This window comes from Geodermatophilus sp. SYSU D01106 (assembly GCF_054049995.1).
Map to the genome: position 1 here is coordinate 71,938 of NZ_JBJGYM010000019.1, position 23,005 is coordinate 94,942.

26 protein-coding genes are annotated in these 23,005 nt (G+C 70.7%); 13 read left to right on the forward strand and 13 right to left on the reverse strand.

Going from position 1 to position 23,005, the window contains the following annotated elements:
- Window positions 1–31 precede the first annotated feature (31 nt).
- The 4 genes from ACI78R_RS18130 (at window position 32) to ACI78R_RS18145 (ending at window position 4,282) form a co-directional block, all read left to right on the forward strand.
- Complete coding sequence (locus ACI78R_RS18130; protein ID WP_457041749.1) at window positions 32–895, forward strand: glycosyltransferase; 864 nt, start codon at window positions 32–34, stop codon at window positions 893–895.
- Between the two features lie 47 nt (window positions 896–942).
- Window positions 943–1,389, forward strand: coding sequence for a hypothetical protein (locus ACI78R_RS18135; protein ID WP_457041750.1), 447 nt, complete (start codon window positions 943–945; stop codon window positions 1,387–1,389).
- Between the two features lie 124 nt (window positions 1,390–1,513).
- Window positions 1,514–2,689 carry an oligosaccharide flippase family protein gene (locus ACI78R_RS18140; protein WP_457041751.1) on the forward strand — a complete coding sequence of 392 codons (1,176 nt, stop codon included), beginning with the start codon at window positions 1,514–1,516 and terminating at the stop codon, window positions 2,687–2,689.
- Window positions 2,690–3,163: 474 nt separating this feature from the next.
- The gene (locus ACI78R_RS18145; protein WP_457041752.1) at window positions 3,164–4,282 is read left to right on the forward strand and encodes a glycosyltransferase; all 1,119 of its coding nucleotides are present in this window, start codon (window positions 3,164–3,166) and stop codon (window positions 4,280–4,282) included.
- Between the two features lie 101 nt (window positions 4,283–4,383).
- On the opposite strand, the gene ACI78R_RS18150 is transcribed toward ACI78R_RS18145, so the two are convergent.
- On the reverse strand, window positions 4,384–4,767 hold the full coding sequence (locus tag ACI78R_RS18150) for a TVP38/TMEM64 family protein (protein WP_457041753.1): 384 nt from the start codon (window positions 4,765–4,767) through the stop codon (window positions 4,384–4,386).
- Between the two features lie 8 nt (window positions 4,768–4,775).
- Window positions 4,776–5,003: a hypothetical protein gene (locus tag ACI78R_RS18155; protein WP_457041754.1), complete on the reverse strand. Its 228-nt coding sequence runs from the start codon at window positions 5,001–5,003 to the stop codon at window positions 4,776–4,778.
- Window positions 5,004–5,040: 37 nt separating this feature from the next.
- Here ACI78R_RS18155 and ACI78R_RS18160 point away from each other — a divergent pair, with 37 nt between their 5' ends.
- The 3 genes from ACI78R_RS18160 (at window position 5,041) to ACI78R_RS18170 (ending at window position 6,617) form a co-directional block, all read left to right on the forward strand.
- Window positions 5,041–5,319: a hypothetical protein gene (locus ACI78R_RS18160; protein ID WP_457041755.1), complete on the forward strand. Its 279-nt coding sequence runs from the start codon at window positions 5,041–5,043 to the stop codon at window positions 5,317–5,319.
- A gap of 433 nt (window positions 5,320–5,752) precedes the next feature.
- A complete protein-coding gene (locus ACI78R_RS18165; RefSeq protein WP_457041756.1) occupies window positions 5,753–6,079 on the forward strand; it encodes a hypothetical protein in 327 nt (108 codons plus the stop codon).
- Between the two features lie 262 nt (window positions 6,080–6,341).
- Window positions 6,342–6,617, forward strand: coding sequence for a hypothetical protein (locus tag ACI78R_RS18170; RefSeq protein ID WP_457041757.1), 276 nt, complete (start codon window positions 6,342–6,344; stop codon window positions 6,615–6,617).
- Window positions 6,618–6,751: 134 nt separating this feature from the next.
- Here ACI78R_RS18170 and ACI78R_RS18175 read toward each other — a convergent pair whose 3' ends face one another.
- The 6 genes from ACI78R_RS18175 to ACI78R_RS18200 all read right to left on the reverse strand — a co-directional run bounded on the left by ACI78R_RS18175 (window position 6,752) and on the right by ACI78R_RS18200 (window position 12,766).
- Complete coding sequence (locus ACI78R_RS18175; protein ID WP_457041758.1) at window positions 6,752–8,185, reverse strand: hypothetical protein; 1,434 nt, start codon at window positions 8,183–8,185, stop codon at window positions 6,752–6,754.
- Between the two features lie 98 nt (window positions 8,186–8,283).
- Complete coding sequence (locus tag ACI78R_RS18180; protein ID WP_457041759.1) at window positions 8,284–8,523, reverse strand: hypothetical protein; 240 nt, start codon at window positions 8,521–8,523, stop codon at window positions 8,284–8,286.
- A gap of 222 nt (window positions 8,524–8,745) precedes the next feature.
- Window positions 8,746–8,916 carry a hypothetical protein gene (locus ACI78R_RS18185; protein ID WP_457041760.1) on the reverse strand — a complete coding sequence of 57 codons (171 nt, stop codon included), beginning with the start codon at window positions 8,914–8,916 and terminating at the stop codon, window positions 8,746–8,748.
- 1,125 nt (window positions 8,917–10,041) lie between these two features.
- Complete coding sequence (locus ACI78R_RS18190; protein WP_457041761.1) at window positions 10,042–11,025, reverse strand: NAD-dependent epimerase/dehydratase family protein; 984 nt, start codon at window positions 11,023–11,025, stop codon at window positions 10,042–10,044.
- The gene (locus tag ACI78R_RS18195; RefSeq protein ID WP_457041762.1) at window positions 11,016–11,675 is read right to left on the reverse strand and encodes a 4Fe-4S dicluster domain-containing protein; all 660 of its coding nucleotides are present in this window, start codon (window positions 11,673–11,675) and stop codon (window positions 11,016–11,018) included. The genes ACI78R_RS18190 and ACI78R_RS18195 overlap by 10 nt, the downstream gene beginning before the upstream one ends.
- Before the next feature lie 440 nt (window positions 11,676–12,115).
- The gene (locus tag ACI78R_RS18200) at window positions 12,116–12,766 is read right to left on the reverse strand and encodes a TVP38/TMEM64 family protein (protein ID WP_457041763.1); all 651 of its coding nucleotides are present in this window, start codon (window positions 12,764–12,766) and stop codon (window positions 12,116–12,118) included.
- A gap of 69 nt (window positions 12,767–12,835) precedes the next feature.
- Here ACI78R_RS18200 and ACI78R_RS18205 point away from each other — a divergent pair, with 69 nt between their 5' ends.
- A complete protein-coding gene (locus tag ACI78R_RS18205) occupies window positions 12,836–14,056 on the forward strand; it encodes a glycoside hydrolase family 3 N-terminal domain-containing protein (RefSeq protein WP_457041764.1) in 1,221 nt (406 codons plus the stop codon).
- Here ACI78R_RS18205 and ACI78R_RS18210 read toward each other — a convergent pair.
- Window positions 14,022–14,267 carry a hypothetical protein gene (locus ACI78R_RS18210; protein ID WP_457041765.1) on the reverse strand — a complete coding sequence of 82 codons (246 nt, stop codon included), beginning with the start codon at window positions 14,265–14,267 and terminating at the stop codon, window positions 14,022–14,024. The two genes, ACI78R_RS18205 and ACI78R_RS18210, sit on opposite strands and share 35 nt — an antisense overlap.
- 141 nt (window positions 14,268–14,408) lie before the next feature.
- Between ACI78R_RS18210 and ACI78R_RS18215 the strand changes: the two genes are divergently transcribed.
- Window positions 14,409–15,224, forward strand: coding sequence for a hypothetical protein (locus tag ACI78R_RS18215; RefSeq protein ID WP_457041766.1), 816 nt, complete (start codon window positions 14,409–14,411; stop codon window positions 15,222–15,224).
- A gap of 6 nt (window positions 15,225–15,230) precedes the next feature.
- On the opposite strand, the gene ACI78R_RS18220 is transcribed toward ACI78R_RS18215, so the two are convergent.
- Window positions 15,231–15,410 (reverse strand): hypothetical protein, encoded by a 180-nt coding sequence (locus ACI78R_RS18220; RefSeq protein ID WP_457041767.1) that lies wholly within the window; start codon window positions 15,408–15,410, stop codon window positions 15,231–15,233.
- A 548-nt stretch (window positions 15,411–15,958) separates the two neighbouring features.
- Window positions 15,959–17,125: an acyltransferase family protein gene (locus tag ACI78R_RS18225; protein WP_457041768.1), complete on the reverse strand. Its 1,167-nt coding sequence runs from the start codon at window positions 17,123–17,125 to the stop codon at window positions 15,959–15,961.
- A gap of 246 nt (window positions 17,126–17,371) precedes the next feature.
- On the opposite strand from ACI78R_RS18225, the gene ACI78R_RS18230 reads away from it, so the two are divergent.
- Window positions 17,372–17,497: a hypothetical protein gene (locus ACI78R_RS18230; RefSeq protein WP_457041769.1), complete on the forward strand. Its 126-nt coding sequence runs from the start codon at window positions 17,372–17,374 to the stop codon at window positions 17,495–17,497.
- Window positions 17,498–17,537: 40 nt separating this feature from the next.
- On the opposite strand, the gene ACI78R_RS18235 is transcribed toward ACI78R_RS18230, so the two are convergent.
- Window positions 17,538–17,690: a hypothetical protein gene (locus ACI78R_RS18235; protein WP_457041770.1), complete on the reverse strand. Its 153-nt coding sequence runs from the start codon at window positions 17,688–17,690 to the stop codon at window positions 17,538–17,540.
- A gap of 313 nt (window positions 17,691–18,003) precedes the next feature.
- Between ACI78R_RS18235 and ACI78R_RS18240 the strand changes: the two genes are divergently transcribed.
- A complete protein-coding gene (locus ACI78R_RS18240; RefSeq protein WP_457041771.1) occupies window positions 18,004–20,142 on the forward strand; it encodes a SpoIIE family protein phosphatase in 2,139 nt (712 codons plus the stop codon).
- Window positions 20,143–20,173: 31 nt separating this feature from the next.
- Window positions 20,174–21,001 carry an SDR family oxidoreductase gene (locus ACI78R_RS18245; RefSeq protein WP_457041772.1) on the forward strand — a complete coding sequence of 276 codons (828 nt, stop codon included), beginning with the start codon at window positions 20,174–20,176 and terminating at the stop codon, window positions 20,999–21,001.
- Window positions 21,002–21,045: 44 nt separating this feature from the next.
- Here ACI78R_RS18245 and ACI78R_RS18250 read toward each other — a convergent pair whose 3' ends face one another.
- Entirely contained in the window at window positions 21,046–21,504 is a 459-nt protein-coding gene (locus ACI78R_RS18250) for a phosphatase PAP2 family protein (RefSeq protein ID WP_457041773.1), read from the reverse strand.
- A gap of 206 nt (window positions 21,505–21,710) precedes the next feature.
- On the opposite strand from ACI78R_RS18250, the gene ACI78R_RS18255 reads away from it, so the two are divergent.
- Entirely contained in the window at window positions 21,711–22,592 is an 882-nt protein-coding gene (locus ACI78R_RS18255; RefSeq protein WP_457041774.1) for a hypothetical protein, read from the forward strand.
- Window positions 22,593–23,005 lie beyond the last annotated feature (413 nt).

The following is a 23,005-nucleotide window of genomic DNA, read 5'->3' on the forward strand; positions in this document are numbered from 1 at the left end:
CAACGACGTATATGTCACAGGAGAAAGTCCCATGCCGAGACTGTTGGTGATGATGCCTGCGAGAGCAGCGTCGGACACCATCTCGTTAGCAGCGGCGTCGACGCTTCGCGCGATGCCGAGGGATGCGCAACTCATGATATGGGTCGACGGCGACACGGAGACCCTGACCGCCGCCGACAAACTCGCGAAAGACAAACGAGTCCTCGTCCACCACTCCCCCATCTCCGTCGGCGGTGGCGCCTCCAGGCGGGAGATGATGAGAGTTACGGACAGCGAGTTCGTGGCATCAATGGACGCCGACGACGTGGCGTTCCCCTGGCGCTTCTCCCTGCAGATGCGCCACCTGAGGAAGTATGACGCGAGCTTCACAGCAGTCGTCCGCTTCAAGGGGAGAACAATTCCAACTCTCAGCCTCCCCGTCCGCTACCTACCTAAGGACCTAGCAACAGCCCTTCTCATCCATAACCCCCTGTCGCATCCCACCTTCACCGCAAGGCGCCAGGCGGTTGAGCGCGCAGGGGGCTACCGCGACCTCCGAGTCGCACAAGACTGGGACCTATGGTTGCGCATGGCAGCCTCGGGCGCGCATATATATCGGTCCCCTCTCCCGACCGTCGCGTACAGGAGCAGTCCCGGCCAAGTTTCACAGGCCACTACGTATACGCAACAAGTCCAAAGCAACGCCATGCTGCGCGAAAGCCTTGCCTCGCTATTCGCGTCCACCGCGAGGGTCCCCTCCGGCGCACACTCCACGGAAGGCGATACTCTGAAGGCGGCGGTGGCAACAATGCCTAGGTTGCTGCGCCACTACTACTTCCACGTCATCTCACACAATGGCACGACCATCGACTGGTTCGAGGGGGACGCAACAAGCGAGTCCACATGTCCACGCTAGGCGCACTGCGGCACGCCATTCAGGGCGTCCGACTTGACCAGTCCTATATGGCACGCCTGTCCCACGGGTTCCGGATCAACCCGTGGCCGATTGCTATCGTGGCGAACCCCAGCCTTCAGTGCTCATTCCTCTTTCGCCTTTGCCGCCACGGTGGCCCCCTGTCGCGCCTAGCCCGACAAATCCTGCTTTGCGCCTTCAGCTCAGACGTATCACCGGGCCAGCAGTTCAAGGGGGCGGTGAATCTCCCTCATCCAGTCGGTATTGTCGTCGGCCACGGCGCTCGGCTCAACGGTGACGTGACGATCTACCAGAATGTAACCATTGGAGGCAGTAGGTCCGGGGGCTATCCAACGGTCGGCAACGCAGTCACCATATATCCGAACTCCGTGATCACCGGTGACGTCCACCTCGGCGATGAATGCGTTATCGGCGCTCTCTCGTTCGTCAATCAGGACATACAAAGCCGAGCAACCTATAGGCGATCGCTTGGATGAGGACTCTAAGGGTCGCCACGCACCTGCGATCTTCGCGCAACTTCTTGCGTTAGGGGAGCGCATTCTCCCGCGAGTTGCCTCAGCGGGCTCGACTCTCTTCCTTGCATATGTCGCGGACCCAAGGATGGTTGGCTATTTCAGTTGGATGATGCTGGCGTACACCGCCTTCCAAGCTCTCACTGATACTGCGTTTAGACACACGCTGCTGCAAGCACTGAGCCAACCGCCTGACGGCCGGCGGTCCCTCCTGAGCACCTATCGAGCAGTGAGCGCCTTAAGTGGCTGGGCATTACTAGTCGCTGCGGCCATACTCGTCGCCATCCTGAACTCCGACACTTCTGCACTGCTGCTCCTGCCACTCGCATTCGCACCTATCGCGACGGCCGTCGCACTTCCTAGTCTCGGCCTCTTGCAGCGTGCCGGCCGTTGGGCGACCTTGGCCCGAGGCCAGGTCGGCGCTGCAGTCGTCTCCCTTGCACTAGGTTTGCCGTTAACGGCAGCCACTCGCTCAGTTCTCGGCCCTTCCGTGCAACTCCTTACAGCCGAGGCCATCTTCGCAGCCTACTGCTATTGGGCAGTACAACGACTAGATGCGCGGGAAGTACCCTTGCAGGGGGGGGCGGCGCTAAGTCGGGCTGACCTACGATCCACTTACGCCAGCATGGCTGGCTACTCGACCCTTGGTTGGGCACAAGGCCAGTCTGACCGAGTCTTAATCGGTGCCGTCGGAGGCACCTACTTGTTGGGGCAATACGGGATCGCAGTTGCAATTGCAAGGACACTCGGCGATACGCTCGCCGCGGCGACAGCAAACCTCCTGCGCGTTCGGCTAAGTGGCGCTGCGAGGACGGCACCGAGCCTCCGACGCAGGACGGAAGGAGTGCTTGCTACATCTCTCCTTGTCGGCGCTATTGCGGTCGCCTGTATCTACGTGCTCACTTCCACCGTCATCACAGATCTGCTAGGTGGCGAGTGGGAAGAATCGCTCACGATCGTGCCGATCCTGGCGCTCGCAACATTTCCATCCATCCTCAACTGGACTTCCTCCTCGCTCCTAGCACTCTCCGGTCGACATAGATTTGCCCTCCTCTCACCGACTGCGGGATTGGTGGCAAGTTTATTCATTGCACTCGCGGCGGCGCACGGCCCCGCGGCGATTGCCTGGGCAGTCGTTGTACGCGAGTACGTTGTCGCAACTACGAGCCTTCTGCTTCTGCAGAGACATGCGCCATGGAAGTTCTACCTATTGACCATCCTGCTAGTCTCAGCTGGCGGTATTGTGCAGCAGGTCCTGCTATGAGTGACGATAGGGGCTTGGGGACGGCGCACCAGCCACTGCGAGCGGTACCAACGTCCTAGTCACCTGCAAGTTTGTGTGCGGAAAGCCCGTAGGGGCTTCAAGCCTGGCTGCAGTGTTGCTCGTTGGGGAGTGCCCTACCCGCCGACTGGTTCACCGAACACAAGGGATGCCCTAGATGCCTCAGACCCTTGTGGGCTACCACATCACGCCTGACAATTGGGGGCGCAGACCCTGTGCATATACATCGGCTGGGCAGTGTTGAGCTGCGGCTGCCAGTCGTGCGGCTGCATCGTTTTAGCATCTTTCGCACCATCGGCGCCTTAATCCGCCACACTGCGAGTGGTTGATGATGGGTAACCGAATGAAGTCTATTGACGCTTGGTGTGCGTTGTACGCGGTGACGAAATAGGATCCTGTCGACAACCCTGACAATCAAACCGAGACGCGTTAAGTGACGGTCGAATGGAGAGTGGCGTGCGGGTGCTACAGGTCGTCGCATACGTTGGCATAGGAGGCGAGTACGGCGGGCCAACCGCCGTCGCATTCGAGCAGACGGAATGCCTGCGTGAACTGGGCTGTGAAGTGACCATGGCCGCCGGCTGGGACGGCAAGGCGACAGTGGACAGCGATTGTGAACTTCGCTTGTTTCGAGCCACGCGTTTCGGCCGGCGCAGCTTTGCTCTCCTTTTCTCGCCAATGTTCCTGTTCTGGCTTGTCAAGAACATCCGCCGCTTCGATGTGGTGCATGTGCATCTGGCGAGGGACCTCCTGACGTTGCCAGCCGCCGCTATAGCGGCCAGGGCTGGACGGCCACTGATTGCCCAGACGCACGGAATGGTGCGACCGGATAAAAGATTGGTCGCTAGGCTCATCGATCGTTTTGTCGTCCTGTCGACTCTTCGAAGGAGTCGCCGCATCCTTTATCTGACATCGCGCGAGAGGGAGGATCTACTTTCGATAGGGATTATCCCGGATCTACTGCAGCAATTGGACAATGGCGTCTCCTCCTCCACTGAATACGCTCGACCAGCCTATACGTCACCCCTGGTCGTGTTTGCATCCCGTTTGGCGGCTCGAAAGCGGCCCCGCGCCTTTGTGGAGGCCGCAGCGTTGGCGAGGTCGGTCAGGCAGGACCTGAAGTTTGAGATCTGGGGGGCCGACGAGGGCGAGTTGGCCGGCGTGGAGGCGGACATTGCGAGACTGGAGATTGGCGACAGTTGCCGCTACATGGGGGCAGTCGATCGTGCTGGCGTGCGGTCACTCTTTGGTCGAGCCTCCGTCTTCGTGTTGCCGAGTCTCGATGAGCCTTTCCCGATGGTGCTTCTCGAGTCGTTCGCCGCAGGTTTGCCCTCCGTTATTACTGATCAGACAGGTCTGTCCGTCCTAGCCGGAACTGCCGGCGCGTCAATCGTGGTCGGCGAAAGTGTGGAGGAGCTCGCACACGCCATTCTGCGCCTGGTGGAGGAACCTCAGCTTTGGACGGATGCGTCGCTAAGGGCCCGCCATCTGGCGGCCGAACGCTTTGCGATAACGACTGTCGCGAAGACATTAGTAAAGCTTTACGAGGCTGAGTGCCACACGGACTCTGTGTAAAGCTATGGAAGGCGCCGCGCTCCCGAGCCGGTCACACCAAACGGAACCAGCGATCGTTGGGGCTCGCCGACTGAGGGGCGTGGCGTCGGCGGCCGCGCGCATCACCGACAGAGGAGTCCGGCGCCGGTCGCGCCTAGTGCGAAGACAGATGTAGGAGGACCTGTAAACATTATCCATTCGGGCATGCCGCCCACGGAGGCGCCAATGGCTACCTGCAGCGCTGAGCCCGGCACAATACCGAGCACCGTCGCCGCCGTGTACGGCGCCAGCCGCATCGCGGTGAGCCCCGCCGCGTAGCTGACCGGCATGAAGGGGACCGGCGGAATCCGCACCAGTAGCAACGGGCCGAATCCGTGCCCGACCAGCCGCCGGTCAACCTCGGCCAGCCGGCGCCCGGCCAGCTTCGTCACCGCGCCGCGGCATAGCCAGCGGGCGAGGCCATAGGCGCCGAACCCACCGAGCGTGCCGCCCACCACGGCTGCCACGAGGCCCCCTAGAAGCCCAGGACGACGCCGAGGAGCAGCGACAGCGCCGTCCGCGGCACCGGCGCCAGCAGCGCCGCGCCCACCCCGAGGGTCAGGAGCACCAGCCTGATGAGGCCGGAGCGATCCACCCACGCGCGCACCGTGTCGACGGCGGGCAGGTCCACGGTGAGTGCCACGACGCCGGCCGCCGCGAGGAGGGCGACGAGCACGCCGGCCCGCACCCACGTCCCACGCACGGTCCCATCGTCGCCCACGACCGCCAGGCAGACTGGGGTGACCGTCCGCCCGCGCCTGGAGGAGAGCGATGCGCCCATAAACAGCGACGACGTCGGCGCGGCCGTCGCGTTCCGGGACGTGCCGCCCGGCGACCGCGCGGTCCGCTTCCTGGAGGCCGGCGGCACGCTGGTGCTCACCGTCGACCCGGCGGTCTACCCCGAGATGCTCGACGCCGTCCTGGCCCGCGCCGAGGCGGACCCGGCCTTCAGCGAGGTCGTCGACGCCGCCGTCCGCACCGCGCTCACCGCGAAAGCGGAGGCCGGCCTCCTCGGATGAGGACCAGTCCGGCCCACGACAGTGCTGCTAGTAGCTTGATTCGTTCATGTCCGAAGGGTGACCTTCGTGTCCCCGCCGACCATTCCGGGTGCCTACCGTCCGGGCTGGGCTGGCCTACTGCGCTCGCATCGATCAACCCGTCGAACACCGTCACACCCGGTGGTCGAATTGTCGGCAGCGCCGGCCTCACCGCCGAAGCCCTGTTCGACCGGCTCTCCACCGCGCGATCCGCGCCGGGCGCCACCTACTACGTGTCCCCCACCGGCAACGACTCCACCGGCACCGGGAGCAGCGGCGCCCCGTTCCGATCCCTGTGGAAGGCGATCGACGTCGCCAACGCCGGCGGTGTCCCCGCCAAGATCTTCGCCGAGCGCGGACCTTACGACCGGGCCAACGCCTTCGTCGGCGGCACGAACAACGGCCCCAGGTCGACATGGCCATCATCGCCACCGACGGCGAGCAGCCCGGCGGCCGGCAGCTGGTCACCGGCACCTACGACGTCGTCACCGGCTTCACCGCCGACGCCACCCACACCAACTGCTACAGCAAGGCCGTGGCCAACTGCATCCGCCTACGTGACCTGGCCGCCGTCGACCGGTTGGGAACAGCGTCAAGCTCGTCCAGGTGCCCACCGCTGTCCTGTGCAACGCCACCCCGGACTCCTGGGCGCTCGTCGCCGGCACTCTCTACATCACCGCCGCGACGGGCCGCGCCCACCGACAGCAACACCCGCTACTTCCAGAACAGCCCGCACCTGTAGATCCGCCAGCAGGTGAACGTCTTCCTCGACAGCTTCGACCTGCAGGGCTCAAACGGCTCCTACAACATTGTGCACATCAACTCGCCTGCCACCAGCACTCCCACCACGCTCAATGCGGTCGTCCTCAAGAGCACCTCGCTCCGCTACGGCCGGCCGGTGCGGTCGCCGGTCGCGGCCTGGGCGCTGTCAACTGATACGGCCCGTCGCAGCCTTCAACTGCCGCGCCGACGCCAACGCCGGCGACCGCTGCAACGTGCACAAGGTGCAGTCCGGGCCCTGCTACCTACTCACCGTGAACTGCTCGGCGAAGAACAACGGCCGAGGCCAGCAGTCAGTCAACGGCCTCACCATCCACGAGGCCTGCTTGGGCGTCGACATCGCCGGCGACTACGCCTTCAATCGCGGCGGCACCGTCTACAACATCGACGTCAGCAAGGCCTACCTGCTCGGCACCGTCCTCCGCGACGACCAGGGCGACGCCGCCGCGGGCGCCACCCCACCCGGTGCCGTGCGAGTCGCCGGCAGCGCGCAGGTCTGAGCTGACCGGGTCCACACAATCATGCCGCCCGGTGCGTTCGACTACCAGGCCGCCGGAGCGTCGAGCGCCATCCGCCGCAAGGACTGCGCGCCCGCCCTGAACCCCGACGCCGGGCCGGGGACGTACAGCTCTCCCTAGAGCAGCGCGTGCGCTCGAGGCGCGTTCGGGGCCGCCCCAGCCACGGCGTCCGCTGCCGCTCGACGGCTCAGGCGGGCGCGTGTGATGTAGCGCAGCACCAGGTCGGCGATGATGGCATACAGCAGCAGTCGCACCGACGACCGCAAGTTGTACTGCAGGATCGTCAGAGCGAACAGGCTGCACATGCCCAGCAGCGCTAGCGCGTACATGCCGTGTCCCGTGCGGAAGTACCAGCCGACCCGGCCGTCGAGGTAGCTGAGGATGGCGCCAGCCGCGGCGGCCATGACTGCGGTGACGAGCCAGCCGTAGTTTCCGAGCTCGCCGACGGTCGAGTAGGGCGTGTAGTAGTTCAGGCGCAACGACTGGTAGATCTCGTACCAGCCAGCGACGCTGCCCGGCGCCGGGTTGAGCGAGATCCACAGCCAGGACGTGGGCAGCTGCGGTTCCATGAACGCCGTGGCCGCGGCGATCGGGAACGCGACGAGGATGTTGTTGACCGCGTCGGCCCACTCCACGTTGCCGTAGGAGAAGGACAGCATCCGCTCAAGGTAGGGGAAGAGCCCGTGGGTGTTGCCGGTGCGCAGGTGCAGCGGGATGGGCAGCAGCGCCAGTGACATCGCGGCGGCCACGGCGAGCTTGACCGCCCGCCGGCGGGTGCCGCGATAGGCGCAGTAGCCGAGCACCAGCAGGATCGGCACGAGCGCGAGGCGCCGGGAGCCCATCGAGAAAAAGTAGATGGCGTAGGCGGCCATCAGCGTGACGGCCGACGCGCGCCGCAGACCAATGCTGCTGGCGGCCAGGTGGCCAGCGAGGACGGCGCCGCCCAGCGCCAGGGTGCCGGCCAGGCCGAGCACGCTGGTGCCGGAGCGGATAGGCAGGTAGCTCGAGCGAGAGAGCAGGTCCCCGCCGACGCCGACAGTGAGCACCAGGATTGGGGCGGCCGCAGCCGGCAGGAACCAGCTGCGCAGCGCGGGCGGCACGACATCGCGGAGTGCGGTCGCGTCGGCGCGTGCAGCCGGTGTTGCCCGGCGCCGGAAGAGGGACTGCAGCAGTGCGCCGGCGATCAGCCACGAGACAACCTGCGCGAAGAGCGTGAGCGTCGACCACGCCACGCGGTCGGGGACGACGATCCGGATACTGGCGCCGCCGGCGTCGACGAGATCCGCGGCGAACAAGAAGCCGCCGATGCCGACCGTGGCGAGAAGCGCGACGGTGATCCACACGGGCGAGAAGTACGGCTTACTGAAGTAGCCGCGCCGGGTGCGGGCGATCAGCGCTGCGAGGAGCGTCGCGACGAGTGCCACGCCCAGGAGCGTCGGCCACCGCATCGCCCCGGCGCCTCCCAGCAGCGTCAGCACGAGGACGCCGAGGGTCAGGAAGATGTCCCGCCTGGCGAGTTTTCGCGTCGGCTCCGAGACGTCCGTGGCCATGCTGCCCCCCAATGACGAACGTCGACAGACTAGCCAAGCTCCCTCGGGCGGCCGGGACGTCGACTCGGCGGCACGGCGCGCGCGGACGCGGGCGCCTGTCAGGTCATGTACCAGGAGATGTCAGAGCCGCCGTCCTCGCACACCTCTGCGGCCGTGGCCAGCGCCTGCCGCAACGGACCGGGCTCCAGGTCGCCCTCGACGATCGCGGCGTGCGCACCCTCTCCGGCGGCTACGACCTCTTGCAAAGCCCCGTCCAGGTGCGGCGTCTCGGCCACACCGACGCACTGGCTGGCGACGAACCCAAGGTTGCCTACCTGTACGCCGGCCAGGCGTGTCACTGTTGGCCGCCTCGAGGGCTTTACGCTGTAGGCGAACCAGCCAATTGTACGCGTCAGCGCGAGGCTCCACGAAGGACTGGCAGACCTCAAGGTCTGCGTCAGCCAGCGTCACTCCCTCCGGCCGAATCGGCGCGTCATCGATGACGGGCGCGCCAGCGCAGCCAGGCCACAGCCACAGAATGGCGGCCAGGCCGCCGGCCGCAGCCGCCGGACGTGCATAGATCACCGACGCAGACCCCGAACCACCAACGCGGCCGTTACCAGGGCCGCAATGGCCAGCACGATCTGCGCGACCCCCAGCAACATGGAAGTGGCAGATCCCAGCAGGAAAAGCACCACGCCCAAGGGGATGGCCGCGATCGCTAGCAACGCGACGACGATCAGCAGGACCACAGCGAGCGCTGTCCTCACCAAGCCCCCTCAGCTCTCGATGCCCACCGCCAACCTCATGCGGCAACCGGCACGTCCGGCCGCCGGACCACCTCAGAGTCCTGCGGGTCCGCGGCCGCCGCTGCAACCGTTCAAGTCCAACTTGTCGCGCACTGTCCGGGCGCTGTGGCCGGACCATACCGACGGCGAGAAGCACCAAGGTCAGCAGGCCAGGCGTCAGCCAGGCCCGCTCTCCTCCGGGAGCAGGGGCATGGCGTCCTGTGGGCCTCGCACAAGCGGACCGGCTACGGCGCGCTCCCCAGCAGGGAGCGGTACTTCTCGACCCTCGAGAACATCGGGGATCCCACACGCGGCATCGTGCTGGCCGGCCTGGTCGACGGCGCCGGTCGACGGCGCCCTGGCGAGGTACATCACCGGCTATGCCGTGGACGGCACGGCGCACGTGGGCGACGTGGTGGTGGCCACGGAGGCGATGCACACTTACTTCAGCACGGGCCTCACGTACGAATTCATCTACGCGCGTGTTGGCGCTCGCCGGGCATAGCCGAGATGGTGCACGGTCTGCACGCCCGCGAGGACGACGGCCTGTGCCGTTACTAGGCATGGTTCGGCCTGGAGGTGCGGCTCGTCCCCGCCCGCGTCGGCATACTGCCGGGTGCCGCGACCGTCATCCGGTGGAAGCGGCCACACGCCTTCTACCGACTGACCCGCCGCGGATGAGCGCGACGTGCACGCGGTCGGCGCTCTCCTGTCCCGGCGGACACGGTGACCGAACAACGGCGTCCGCGCCGGCGAAACGGATGCGACACCACGCTCAGTGACGACGACTGAGCTGTCCACATGGTCGCCGACGATGGGTGGAGCGAGCTCGTCAGCCGTCTGGGCGGACCGGACAGGTACAGCCACCCGAAGTGCCACCGGCGGCTGGTCTGCTCGAACGAGCGGGGACGAGGCGGCTCGTGCTCCACCACTTTGACCGCGGCGGCGAGATCAGCCTGCCGCTTCATGGACGAAGTGAGGCCGCATGAGCCCCGGGCGACCACACTGGCGATCGATGTCGCTGCGTGCTTGTCGCCGAGCTCAACGCCGCCTCATCGCCGGCCTCCGTCCCGTCGTGCGAATGAGGCCTCAGCGGAGCGAATCCCACTGCGCGTGCAATCCCGCCTTTATGTCCACGGTGGGTCGCCACCCGAGGGCCGCGCGAATCCGGTCCGCCGAGCCCCCGGTGCGGACGACGTCGCCAGCGACCGCCTCCGTCCGCTCCACCCGTAGCTCTCGACCGGCTATACCGGACAGGACGTTCAAGACCTCGTTGACACTGATGCTCGAGCCCCCCGAGACGTTGAACACCGCACCCGGCCGGACGTCGCCCTCGGCGGCGAGCAGGTTCGCCTCGACCACGTCGTCGATGAAGGTGAAGTCGCGCACCTGCTCACCCGTGCCGAAGACCACGATCGGCTCGTCGGCGATCGCTGCGCGGATGAAGCGGTTGAACGCCATGTCCGGTCGCTGCCCCGGGCCGTAGACGGTGAAGTAGCGCAGGGACACCGTCGGGACGCCGAAGTTCCCGGCGTACAGGGTGCACAGGTGCTCCGCGGCCAGCTTCGTGACGCCGTACGGACTGTGCGGCCGCGGGACGTCGTCCTCGGTCGTGGGGTAGACCGCCGCGTTGCCGTACACCGACGAGGACGATGCATACACCAGCCGCCGCAGGTCCGGGGACCGGCGTGCCGCCTCCAGCAGACGCTGCGTGGCCAGGACGTTCAGGTCCAGGTACGTCCCGAAGTCCTCGCCCCACGACTTGCGCACACCCGGCTGTCCCGCTTCGTGGAAGACGACCGTCACGCCCCGCAGGAGCTCGTCGAGATCGACCGCGTTCAGGTCGGCGTCGACGAAGGTGAAGCCGTCCGTCGGGAGGCCGTCCAGGTTGGCCTTCTTGAGCATCGGGTCGTAGTAGTCGGTGTACGCGTCGATGCCGACGACCCGCTCACCGGCCGCGAGGAGGCGTCTGGCCAGGGCACTGCCCACGAAACCTGCGACACCAGTGATCAAAACAGTCACGACGGGCTCCCAATTCGCCTGGCGGTCAGCCGCCGCTAGCCTTAACGACACGGTACTGCGGTCATTGAACCCGAGGGCAGGTCGCGGGTGGTCACTCCTGGGTCCGGCGGCAGCCCGTAGACCTCCGGCTCGTCGAGCAGCAGGAAAAACGCCCCCGCGCCGCCGACGCCGTCGTCCTCGTCCCGGCCGTAGAGCCGCGCCGTCTCCACACCCTGGCTCTTCAGCGTGGCCAGCCGTGCGTCGGCCCGGGCCTGCAGCTCGTCGAGGTTGCCGAACTGGATGGACTGCGTGGGGCAGGCCGTGGCGCAGGCCGGCTGCAGCCCGTCGGTGAGCCGGTCGTAGCACATCGTGCACTTGAAGACCCGGCCGTCGTCCTTGCGCTGGTCGATGACGCCGTACGGGCACGCGGGCACGCAGTAGCCGCAGCCGTTGCAGATGTCGCCCTGCACGACGACGGTGCCGAACTCGGTGCGGAACAGCGCGCCGGTGGGGCACACGTCCAGGCAGCCGGCGTGCGTGCAGTGCTTGCAGACGTCGGAGCTCATGAGCCACCGGATCTGCTTGTCGGTGCCGCTCTGCCCGGTCTGCGGGTCGAACTCGCTCAGCGCCTCGGCGTTGAGCACGCTCGACTGCTGCCCCGCGGCGAGGCTGCCGTCGTTCTCGCCCTCGGCCACCCCTCGCCACTCGGCGGGCGTGGACAAGCGGACTTAGTCTTTGATTGCCACCCTGACCAGGCTGTCGAAGCCTGCTCAGCGAACAGTCCGACCCGCTATATGAGCACTGCAGCTCGTGTCCGGCGTCGACTTGATCGATGAGATTGCCGCTCGGTATGTACCGAGCGGCGGCACGCTTCGCCGGAGGAGCTGACAGCGGGGACTCCGGCCACCAGACGTGACGGCGGACGCTCGCTGAGCGGTTGCCGCCATGCCCCTTGGCGCAGGGGCCAATTGACGGCCCGCCTTTGTTCCGCTGTGGCCTTCCCCAGTCGGCGGTCCGGTCCCGAAAAGGACGATCGCCGACCGCGAGCGATGCCCTTCCCGTAGGCCAAGTCGTGGACGCGTTCTGCCGCATTCCCACCGGCCACTCGTGCGCCGACCGCGACCAGCCATGCCTCGTCCGTGCCGGCACCGCGACCGCTAGCTCAGATGGTCCGGGACCGGGTCCGTCGCCACCACAGGACGCCGCCGGTCACGAGCAGCACCAGCACCGCACCCTCGACCCCCATGCCGCCCGGCGACGTCACCCACTCCGGCAGCCCTCCCACCGACGCACCCACGCCCACCTGCAAGGCCGAGCCGGGGACGATGCCGAGCACCGTCGCCGCCGTGTACGGCGCCAGCCGCATCGCGGTCAGCCCCGCTGCGTAGCTGACCGGCATGAACGGGATGGGGGAGATCCGCACCAGCAGCATGGGGCCGAACCCATGTCCGACCAGCCGCCGGTCCACCTCCGCCAGCCGGCGCCCGGCCAGCTTCGTCACCGCGTCGCGGCCCAGCCAGCGGGCGAGCCCGAACGCACCCAACCCGCCGAGCGTGCCTCCCACTACGGCCACGAGGAGTCCACCCCAGAAGCCCAGGACGACACCGAGTAGCAGCGACAGCGCCGTCCGCGGCACCGGCGCGAGCAGCGCGACACCCACCCCGAGCGTCAGCAGGACCAGCCCGAGAAGGCCGGCGCGGTCCACCCAGCCGCGCACCGTGGCGACGTCAGGCAGGTCCACGGTGAGGGCGACGATCCCGGCTGCGGCGAGGAGGGCGACGAGCACACCGGCCCGCACCCACGTCCCCCGCACGCTCCCATCCTCGCCCACGACCGCGGGGCAGACTGGGGCGACCGTCCGCCCCACGCCCGGAGGAGAGCGATGCGCACGCCCGCTCGGACCCGCCCGACCGTCGCCTGCACGCTCCTCGCCCTCGCCCTGACGTCCTGCTCCGGCCCTGGTGACGCGCAGCAGGAGCCGGCCGTCACGAGCGCGACGACGAGCAGCAGCGCCCCCGCGACGACGAGTGCCGAGCCTCCGCCGTCGCCCGCTGACCCGGTCGAGGAACAGGTCGAGGAACAGGTCGACGCCGCCCTCTCCGGTCTCGACCGCCGCGCCCAGGTGTCGCAGCTGTTCGTCGTCGGCGTCCGGCTCGAGGACCTCTCCCCCGGCGACGCCCTGGTCGCCGAGGGCGTCGGCGGGGTCTTCCTCGCGGGACGCTCGCAGGCGCCGGCCGAGGAGATCGCCGCCGTCAGCGGCCGTTGGGTCGACTCCGCGCCCGGACCGCGCCCGTGGATCGCTGCCGACCAGGAGGGGGGCGCGGTGCAGAGCCTGCAGGGGCCCGGCTTCGAGCGGCTGCCCGCCGCCGTCGACCAAGGGCAACTGCCCGCAGAAGGGCTCGCCGCGCTCGCCGACGGCCTCGGCGCCGACCTGGCCTCGGCCGGCATCACGCTCGACCTCGCGCCGGTCGCCGATGTCGTCCCCGCCGGCACGGAGGCCGGCAACGACCCGATCGGCGCCTTCGGGCGGCAGTACGGCAGCACGCCGGCCGACGTCGTCCCCGACGTGCAGGCCGTCGTCGACGCGCTGGCCGCCCACGGCGTGACCGCGACGATCAAGCACTTCCCCGGCCTCGGGCTCGTCGACGAGAACACCGACGAGGTCCCCGGCGTCACCGACGACGTGACCACCGCCTCCAGCGAGCAGGTGGCCGCGTTCGGCGAGCTGGCCCGCTCCGACGCCGACCCGTTCGTCATGGTGTCGTCGGCGATCTACCCGCGCCTGGACCCCGCCGCGCCGGCCACGTTCTCCCGGCAGGTCATCACCACGCTGCTGCGCGGCTTCCTGCGCTTCGACGGCGTGGTGATCAGCGACGACGTCGGCGCGGCCGCCGCGTTCCAGGACGTGCCGCCGGGCGACCGCGCGGTCCGCTTCCTCGAGGCCGGTGGCACGCTCGTCCTGACCGTCGACCCGGGGGTCTACCCCGAGATGCTCGACGCCGTCCTGGCCCGCGCGGAGGCCGACCCGGCCTTCGCCGAGGTCGTCGACGCCGCCGTGCGCACCGCCCTCACCGCGAAAGCGGAGTCCGGTCTCCTCGGCTGACCGGGCGCCGCACCGGCCGCGCCAGCACGACCAACATGAGCATCGCGACGAGCCACCCTGCGCCGATGAAGAGGTCGCCCAGGTGCACCCCGTGGCTCCACGACAGCCGGACGAGGACGGGCCCGTCGTTGATGTACTTGCCGGTCACCAGCAGGAAGGCGAAGCCGGAGACGACCGCGCCGGCCACAGCGGCGCACATCCAGCGGACCATCCGCGCCACGGTAGCCCGAGCGGCCGCAGCCGTGCCGGATGTCCGCCGCGGAGAGGCGCGGCGCGTTGACCCGCCGTCCGGCGCGGCCGATCCTGGCAGCCGGATCACCGGGGACCACCACGGCAGGACGGGGACGCGGGGATGACCCACCACGGATGGCCGGCCCTCCCCCGCCCGCGGGCCGCCGTCGTCGCCGTCGCCCTCGCGGCCGCCCAGGCCGCCGTCCTCCTGCTGCTCGTCCTCGTGGTCGTCGTCGACGTCCTCGGCCTCGGGCGCGGCGCCGACGTCGGCGTCCCCGCACTCTTCGCCATCGGCGCGTGCACGCTGGCCGGCCTCGACCTGCTCGGGGCGGCCCTGCTCGTCCGCGGCGCCGGCCGGATCTTGCTGCTGGTCACCGCCGCGGTCGAGGCCGGCCTCTCCGGCCTGCTGCTCGTGGTCGCCGCCACGCGTCTGGCCACCAGCGGCGTCCGCACCGGCTCGACGGCCGACCTCCTCGTGCTGACCGCCCTGGTGGTGCTGCTCGTGATGCCCGTCGTCCGGCTCGTGCTGCTCAACCGGGCCGAGGTCCGCACCTGGGCGACCGACGGGCCGGGGGGCCGACCCGTCACACCCGGGACGCTGGCGGCGCTGCTCGGGCCGGTGGCCGCCCTGGCCGCGACGGCCACCGTGGTCCTCGCCGTCGTGGGCACCAGCCCCGTGTTCACCGACGGCTCCGGCGCGACGTATTCGGGCACCGGCGAGCCGGTCGCCCCGCCGGCGCCCGGAAGCCCCGACCACGACAGCGCGTTCGCCGGCCTGGCCGGGGACTGCTTCGAGGGCGACATGAGCGCCTGCGACGACCTCTACGCCCGCACGCCCGTCGACGACCCCTACGAGACGTACGGGTCCACCTGCGGCGCTCGCCTCGACGAGGAGACGTACGGCGGCTGCGTCCGGGTCTTCGGCCTCACCGACTGACGCCGCTCAGGCCGCGACCGGCTGCCCGCCTGGCGGAGCGGTCGCGGGAGCGGTCACCGGTACCGCCGTCTCGAGGTCGCCCACCTCCGGCTCGCGTCGGCGGACCAGTGCGCCGACCGTCAGCAGGGCGAGCGTCAGGACGCCGGGGGTGAGCCAGCAGACGAGCAACCAGTGCCACGCGGACATGAGGACCACCACTCGACGTCACGGAACCCGTTCAGGCGGAAGTGCCTGTGGGGCCCATCCTGGTGAGACGACCGGGTCTCGGTACCGCGACGCGCCGCTGTGGGACGCCGGAGACGGACGTGACGGGAGTGGCACGGGCGATCAGTTGCCCAGGTCACAGGGTGCACGATCGAATGGCGCGACATGCGTGACCGCGACCGGCGCGTCGTCGCCGGGCCTCGGATGCACGACGAGGCCCCTACGTCCGGCGCCGCGTCACCCGGGAGGGGTGTCGTCCGTTCCCGGCTGGACGCGGGGGCCCGACCGCCGATCGGGTCGCCCTCGGCGGACCCAGTCCCGGGCGTCCGCCAACCGGGTCGCCCGGCCGAGGACCGCGGCGAACACCACGGCCCCCGTTGCCCAGACGAGCAGGAGCCAGACCCACCACGGCATCCCGGACTCCTCCCAGCCGCACCGACGCGGCTCCTCGACCTCGCAACGAACGACGGCTGCGGTGCGATCCCGTCGACCTCTGAGGTCGCACGTCGACGTCGGGACCCGCGGGCGTGTCAGCCCGCCTCGGCCTCCCGACGGACGTCGGCCCCGGCCCGGGCCTCCTCGCGCACCACCGGCCGCGGACGGTCCCCGAGACGCCGACCCAGCGCGTTGGCCAGCCGGTGTGACGGTCGCTCGACAGCCCGGTAGAACAGCGCAGCGACGAGGAGGGACAACGGCAGCGACACGGCCAGGACGATGCGTGGGTCGCTGCTGTCCAGGGCGTTGGCGACGGCCACCACGATCGGTTCGTGCACCAGGTAGAGGCTGAACGACCGCACGCCCACCCAGTGCACGGGCCGACACGAGCCGAACCGGACGGCGCCGCGCTGCTCGAGGAACAGGAAGATCGTCAGCGCGGAGCCCACGATGGGGAGCAGCCCCTCGCCCGTGCCCGGGAGGTCGACCGTCCAGGCGCCGGTCACCAGCAGGACCGCCGCGACGTCGAGCACCCACCACCAGGCCCCGCGGACACGCCGCCCGAGATCCGCCAGCTGCGCCCGGCCGAGGGCCATGAAGACCCCGACGGCGAAGACGGGGAGGTGGTGCAGGGCGTCGACCTGCACCTGCGCCCCGACGACCGACAGCAGAGCGGCGACGGCAGCGAGCGGCCAGGCGAGGTGACGGAACCGCCGGCCGAGCAGGTACACCGGCAGCAAGAGGGAGAAGGCCACCTCCCACTGCAGCGACCACAGCGGCGAGTCGTACCAACCGGTGCCGGCGAGCAGTGCCGCGTCGTGGCCGACGTCGGACAACGTGATCGGCAGGACGTGGGCGTCCAGCCAGGCGCTCGAGTCCTCGACGTGCCGCCGGGTGACGAGCAGCATGGTCAGCAGGGAGAAGCCCAGGCTGACCAGCGCGGGCAGGTAGAGCCGCACGACCCGGCGCGGGTAGTAGGCCAGCCAGGACGGCCGGCCCTCCCGGTCGAAGGGCAGGGTCAGCACGAAGCCGGAGAGCACGAAGAACAGGACGACGGCCTCGTCACCGGCCCAGAGGAGGTGCAGCGGCGTGTGGGTGAGCGACCAGGCCCAGAGCGGCACGTCGCCGTCCTGCCCGTCCAGTGGCGGGGTGATCAGCAGGACGTGGTGGACGACCACCACCAGGGCAGCCAGTCCGCGCAGCCCGTCGAGCGCCGCGTAGCGGCGGTACGCCGTCGGAGCCCCCTCGCTCGTCGGTGCCACCGCCGGCCTCCTGCCCTCGTGCGTCGTCGGCCGCGGCATCCTGCGCCGGTGGGCACGGGGATGTCCAGCCCTGCGTCGTCACCGGGCCGTCGTCGCCCGGTCGCTGCGCGGCGCAGCCTGGCTCGGCCGCTCCGGCCTCGCGCAGCTCACCGTCCTGCTCGACGGCTCGGCCCACCGTGCCGAGGCTGAGCGCCCCGCCGCGTCGCCGGCGTCGCGGATCTCAGGTCAACCGGTCTGTTCGCCGGCGTGGGCATCGCGGTGCCCGAGGACGACGTCACCGCCGCGGAGGTCCTCCGACGCGCACCCCTCGGCCTGCCCATCGCCCCCTCGGCCGGTCCCGACACCGTCGTCCGCCACCGCGGCGTGCGCTGATCGGAGTCGTGGTCCGCGACGGGGAGAGCACGGTGGCACCTCAGCGGTGTCCGTCGCCATCCGCCTCGGACTCCGCGCCCCGCTCGTCGTCCGGAACGTCACGCCGGTCGGCGACCCGGATGACCACACCCAGGAGGATCCCCAGCCCGACGACGACCACCCAGGCCACGAGCACCCACGCCCACCACGGCACCGCTCCTCCAGCCCGACTCCGGCCCCCGCGGTGACGCACGAGCACACCCGCACGGGGTGCAGCGAGGGGTCCGCGCCCCCGCACGCCTCCAGCGTCCTCCTCCACCAGCCGACCGGCTCCCGCACCGGTGGACGAGGACGACCACACGTCACCGATCGTGGCCGGCGAGCGCACGACGGCCGAGGAGCGATGTGATGTCCGCCGGTGTCGATTGCACGCAACCGACCGTTCCGGTACACCTGTGTCCCGACCTCCTCGAGCGCCCGGGTGTGGTCACGCGGGACCCGGTGGGGCCGGGACCAGGAGAGGTGCCGTGAAGGACGCAGGACAGCCGGGGCCGGTCGACACCCCGACCGGGGCCGCACGGCACCCCGCGCAGCAGCACGTCGACGAGATCGCCGCCGCCCTGCGCAACGAGCTGGCGATGGACGCCGCCGGCATCGGCACCTGGGACTGGGACCCGGTCACCGGCACCCTCGACTGGGACGACCGCCTGGTCGAGCTCTTCGGCTACACCGACACCGGCTTCGACCGGACTCTGGCGAGCTTCGCCGCCCGCGTCCACCCCGAGGACCGCGACGACGTCCTCGCCGGCCTGCAGCACGCCCTCGACACCGGCAGCGACTTCGCCTCCGTGTACCGCATCGTGCTGCCCGGCGGCGTCCTCCGCTGGATCTCCGCCCGCGGCCGCACCCTCACCGACACGCGGGGGCGGTCCGCCCGGCTGCTCGGCGCGGCCTCCGACGTCACCGAGCAGCGCGGCACCGAGCTGGCGGTGGCCCGCGTCCTCGAGGCGATGCCGGCCGGCTTCTACTCCCTCACCCCCGACTGGCGCTTCGCCCACGTCAACGCGGAGGGCGAGCGGCTGCTCGGCGTCAGCCGGGAGCAGCTCGTCGGCGCGGTCATCTGGGAGGCGTTCCCGGCCGCGGCGGGCTCGGTCTTCGAGACGAGCTACCGGCGCGCGGTCGAGACCGGTGAGCCGGTCTCCTTCGACGCCTACTACCCACCGCCGCTCGACGGCTGGTACGAGGTCCGCGCCTGGCCGACCCCCGAGGGCCTGTCGGTGTACTTCCTCGACGTCACCGAGCGGCTGCGCGTCCAGGAGCAGCTGCACCGCACCGCCGAGCGGGTGGCGACCGTCGCCCGCATCAGCACCGAGCTGGCCGACTCCCTCGACGCCGATGTCGCCACCGGGCAGGTACCGCGGTTGGTGGTCCCCGCCCTCGCCGACGCCTGCATCGTCAGCGTCCTCGACCAGCACGGCCACCCCCAGGGCGTCAGCTCCTGGCACGCCGACCCCGCCGCCCGCGAGCCGCTCCAGGACTACGCCGCCGCCCGGGCCGCGGCGCTCGCCGCCATCCCCGCCGTCACCCGCACCCTCGCCACCGGTGAGGTCCTGCAGCTGACCGGCGCGCAGGCGCTGGCCACCACCCCGCCCGGTAGGCCCCGCGACCTCCTCACGGCCCTCGCCCCCAGTGCCGCCGTGGCCCTCCCCCTGCGCGGTCGCGGGCACACGCTCGGCCTGCTCTCCCTGCTCTACACCGACGGGCGCACGCCGACGGCGGAGGAGGTCACCACCCTGCGCGACGTCGCCGACCGGGTGGGGATGGCCCTCGACAACGCCCGCCTCTACGGCACCCAGCGGCGCCTCGCGCTGGAGCTGCAGCACTCGATGCTCACCGCGCCGCCGGAGCCCGACCACGCCGAGATCGTCGTGCGGTACCACCCCGCCGCCGAGGCCGCGGCGGTCGGCGGCGACTGGTACGACGCCTTCCTCACCGCCGAGGGGGCGACGACCCTGGTCATCGGCGACGTCGCCGGCCACGACACCGCCGCGGCCGCCACGATGGGCCAGCTGCGCAGCCTGCTGCGCGGGGTGGCCCTCGGCACCGGCGCCGGCCCCGCCGACGTCCTCGCCGACCTCGACCGCGCCATGGACCTGCTGCGGCTGGGCACCCTCGTCACCGCCGCCGTCGCACGCCTCGAGCAGACCCCGGAGGAGATCGTGCGCGGCGTCACCCGGCTGCGCTGGGCCAACGCCGGCCATCCGCCGCCACTGGTGCTGCACGCCGACGGTCGCGTGAGCGTGCTGGCGCCCGAGCGCGCCGACCTGCTGCTCGGCGTCGACCCCACCCGGCAGCGGCGTGAGTCGGTCCTCGAGCTCCGCCGCGGCGACACCGTGCTGCTCTACACCGACGGTCTCGTCGAGCGCCGCGACGGCGACCTCGACAGCGGCACCGCCCGGCTCGTCGAGACGCTGGCCGCGCTCGCCGGCCGGCCGCTGCAGGAGACCTGCGACCTGCTGGTCGAGCACATGGTCGACGACCACCCCGACGACGACGTCGCGCTCGTGGCCGTGCGCCTGCACCCGCAGGACAGCCCGCGCCCGGCCGCCGCCGGACCGGTCGACGTGCCCGCCGCCGTCCCGCCGGACCCGGCGACACCCGCCTGAGCCCGTCCCGGCCCGCTCTATGGTCGGGCGAGTGATCGTCGTGACCGCCGCGGGCGGGGCCACCGGGACCGCCGTCGTCCGGGCGCTGCGGGACCGCGGCGAGCAGGTGCGCGCCGTCGTCGCGTCCCCGCGGCCGCGGCCGGAGCTGGAGGCGCTGGGCGCCGAGGTCGTCGCCGCCGACCTCACCGGCGACCCGTCGGCCGCGCTCGACGGCGCCGACGCGCTGTACCTGATCTGGCCGAACTTCGACCCGGCCGAGGCCGGCGGCGCCCCTGCGGTGCTGCGCGCGGCGGCCCGGTCGGGCGTGCGGCGGCTGGTCTACCACTCGGTGCTGCGCCCGCAGGCGCGGTCGATGCCGCACCACGCCGCCAAGGACCGGGTGGAGGAGGCGCTCGACTCCGTCGTCGCCGGGACCGGTGCCCGCTGGCGGGTGCTGCAGCCGTGCGCCTACGCCGACAACCTCGACGACGCCGTCGCCGCGGCCGCGCGGTCGGGTGAGCTGCGCAGCGCCTGGGGCCTGGAGCGCGCGCAGTCGCTGGTCGACCTGCGCGACGTCGCCGAGGCCGCCGCCGTGCTGCTCACCGGGGACGGCCTGGACAGCGGCACCTTCGAGGCGGCCGGCCCCGAGGAGCTCACCGCGCCGGACCTGGCCCGGCTGGCCGGCGCGCACCTCGGCCGCGACGTCACCGCCGTCGACACCGACCCGCCGGCCGACGACGGCAGCTATGCCCGCCGCTGCCTGCGGGCGATGTTCGCCGAGTACCGCGCGCACGGGTTCACCGGCAGCCCGCGGGTGCTCACCGCGCTGCTCGGCCGCCCGCCGCGCACCTTCGCCGAGCACCTCCGCCTGCCGTCCTAGGTCCCGCGGACAGGCGCGCCGGGACGCATCCGGCCACAGAGCGCTCAACCGGTCGCCGACCTCCGTGGCAGACGGATCCAGTTGACCAGCGCGAGGACCACGATCCCGACGGCGCCGCCCAGGAGCCAGCCGACGAGGACGTCACTCAGCCAGTGCGCCCCGAGGTAGACCATGGCCAGTCCCGTGCCGACGGTCGCGGCGAGGAGCGTCGCCGCGATCACCCGCCCGACCCCGGTGGTCATGCGGAGACACACCACTGCCACCGGCAGTGCCGCCGCCGAGGTCATGGCCGCGATCGACGAGGGCATCGCCAGGCCGTCACTGGCCACCAGGGCGAGGTCGGCCGGTGGTCTCGGGCGCTCCACCAGGTGCTTGGCGAAGTCCGCGGCCGCCACCGCCAGCACGGCGGCCAGCAGGGCGGCACCCGAGGCCCGCCATGCGGAGAACACCCAGGCGAAGACCACGCAGAGGAGGAGCGCCGCCAGGTAGGTCAGCGGGCTCATGCCCACGGTCATGAGCCCCCGGGTCAGTGCATCCGCCCAGCCGACACGGTGGTCCGCGATGACCCGGAGCAGTTCCAGATCCCACCCCATGGGTCAGTATCACCTCGCCCTCCCCGCCGGTGACCAGCATCGGCGCGCTCCGATGCCCCCACCGTGCCCGGTGACGGTGACATCGTGACCGCCGACCGACGCGAGGAGGAGCCACGATGGCGGCACGGCTGGACGTGCGGACCCTGCCGGACCTGCGCGACGCCGGCGAGTGCCGTGTCCCGGACCTGGTCGAGGCCACCTGGGCGGACCACCTCCGCGCCCGCGGGCGGCGCATCGTCCGACACCGTGGCCGCTTCTGGCAGCAGCTCCAGCCCGGCTTCTACCGCCCGGTGCACGACATGGCCCGCCTGTCCGCCCGGGAGGCGACCCGTCCGACGATGGCGTGCTGGGGGTTCCAGGCGCGCCTCACCGAGGCCGACTGCTCCGCCGCCAACGCGGCCATCCCGACCCACCTGATCCCCGATCTCGGCGGTTTCGACGAGACGTCGCTGCCCAAGACGCGCCGGCACGCTCTCCGGAAGGCCCGCGAGCGCACGCACCTCGTCGAGCTCACAGGACCGTCGCTGCTGCGCGAGCAGGGCTACGAGGTGCTCGTCTCAGCGCACCAGCGCACCGGGTACGGCACACTGCCGAGTCGGAGCGCCTACCTCACCTCCGTGGAGCACCTGGTCGCGCCGGCCACGGGGGTCGTCCTCGCCGGCATCGTCGACGGGCGACTGGGCGGGTACCTGACCGGGCACGCGGTGGACGGCACGGCCTACGCGGCGACCAGCGTGGTCGCGACGTGGGCACTGCGGTCCAACGTGGCCACGGGCCTGCACTACGAGTTCCTCCACGCCTGCCGCCGAGCCGGGACCATCACGGAGGTCGTGGACGGCCTGCACGCCCGGGAGGACGAGGGACTCACCCGCCACAAGGAGATGAACGGCATCCCGGTCGTCGGGGTCCCCGCGCGGGTGACGATGGTCCCCGGCGCCGCGGCGCTCATCCGCCGGCGCAGTCCGCACAAGTACTACCGCCTGACCGGTCGCGGGTGAGCCGCCGAATGACCGGCGACGGGCTCGGGACGCGTGGGGGCGACGACGGTCCCGGCCCGCGCCGGGGGGACGTGAGCCCTCCCCCACCTCCGTGGACGCGAGGCGCGTCGTCGGGCGGAGGACACGGCATGGGCGCGGTCACGGCGCCGGGCGGGCGCGTCGCGCTGTTCGTCGGCCCGCGCGGACACCACTCGACCGGGGCGTCCGCCCTCGCCGGCGGTACGCCGGCCCTCCCGCCGGGGGGCGTCGGGGACGGGACATCGCATGGCTGAGGAGAGGGCCCGCGATGCGGCACCGGGGGGGGGGGGGCGGGGGGGGGGGGGGCGCCGCCCCCCCCCTCCGCCGCCGGCGCCTCCGGCAGCAGCTCCGCGAGGTCGTGCGTGCCCGCGCCGAGGTTGCAGACGACGAGCAGC

Bases quoted from the DNA above. Each gene is read 5' to 3' on its own strand.
- ACI78R_RS18130 (WP_457041749.1), top strand. From the start codon at position 32: ATGCCGAGACTGTTGGTGATGATGCCTGCGAGAGCAGCGTCGGACACC.
- ACI78R_RS18135 (WP_457041750.1), top strand. From the start codon at position 943: ATGGCACGCCTGTCCCACGGGTTCCGGATCAACCCGTGGCCGATTGCT.
- ACI78R_RS18140 (WP_457041751.1), top strand. From the start codon at position 1,514: ATGGTTGGCTATTTCAGTTGGATGATGCTGGCGTACACCGCCTTCCAA.
- ACI78R_RS18165 (WP_457041756.1), top strand. From the start codon at position 5,753: ATGGCCATCATCGCCACCGACGGCGAGCAGCCCGGCGGCCGGCAGCTG.
- ACI78R_RS18175 (WP_457041758.1), bottom strand. From the start codon at position 8,185: ATGGCCACGGACGTCTCGGAGCCGACGCGAAAACTCGCCAGGCGGGAC.
- ACI78R_RS18205 (WP_457041764.1), top strand. From the start codon at position 12,836: ATGCGCACGCCCGCTCGGACCCGCCCGACCGTCGCCTGCACGCTCCTC.
- ACI78R_RS18210 (WP_457041765.1), bottom strand. From the start codon at position 14,267: ATGGTCCGCTGGATGTGCGCCGCTGTGGCCGGCGCGGTCGTCTCCGGC.
- ACI78R_RS18215 (WP_457041766.1), top strand. From the start codon at position 14,409: ATGACCCACCACGGATGGCCGGCCCTCCCCCGCCCGCGGGCCGCCGTC.
- ACI78R_RS18220 (WP_457041767.1), bottom strand. From the start codon at position 15,410: ATGTCCGCGTGGCACTGGTTGCTCGTCTGCTGGCTCACCCCCGGCGTC.
- ACI78R_RS18250 (WP_457041773.1), bottom strand. From the start codon at position 21,504: ATGAGCCCGCTGACCTACCTGGCGGCGCTCCTCCTCTGCGTGGTCTTC.
- ACI78R_RS18255 (WP_457041774.1), top strand. From the start codon at position 21,711: ATGGCGGCACGGCTGGACGTGCGGACCCTGCCGGACCTGCGCGACGCC.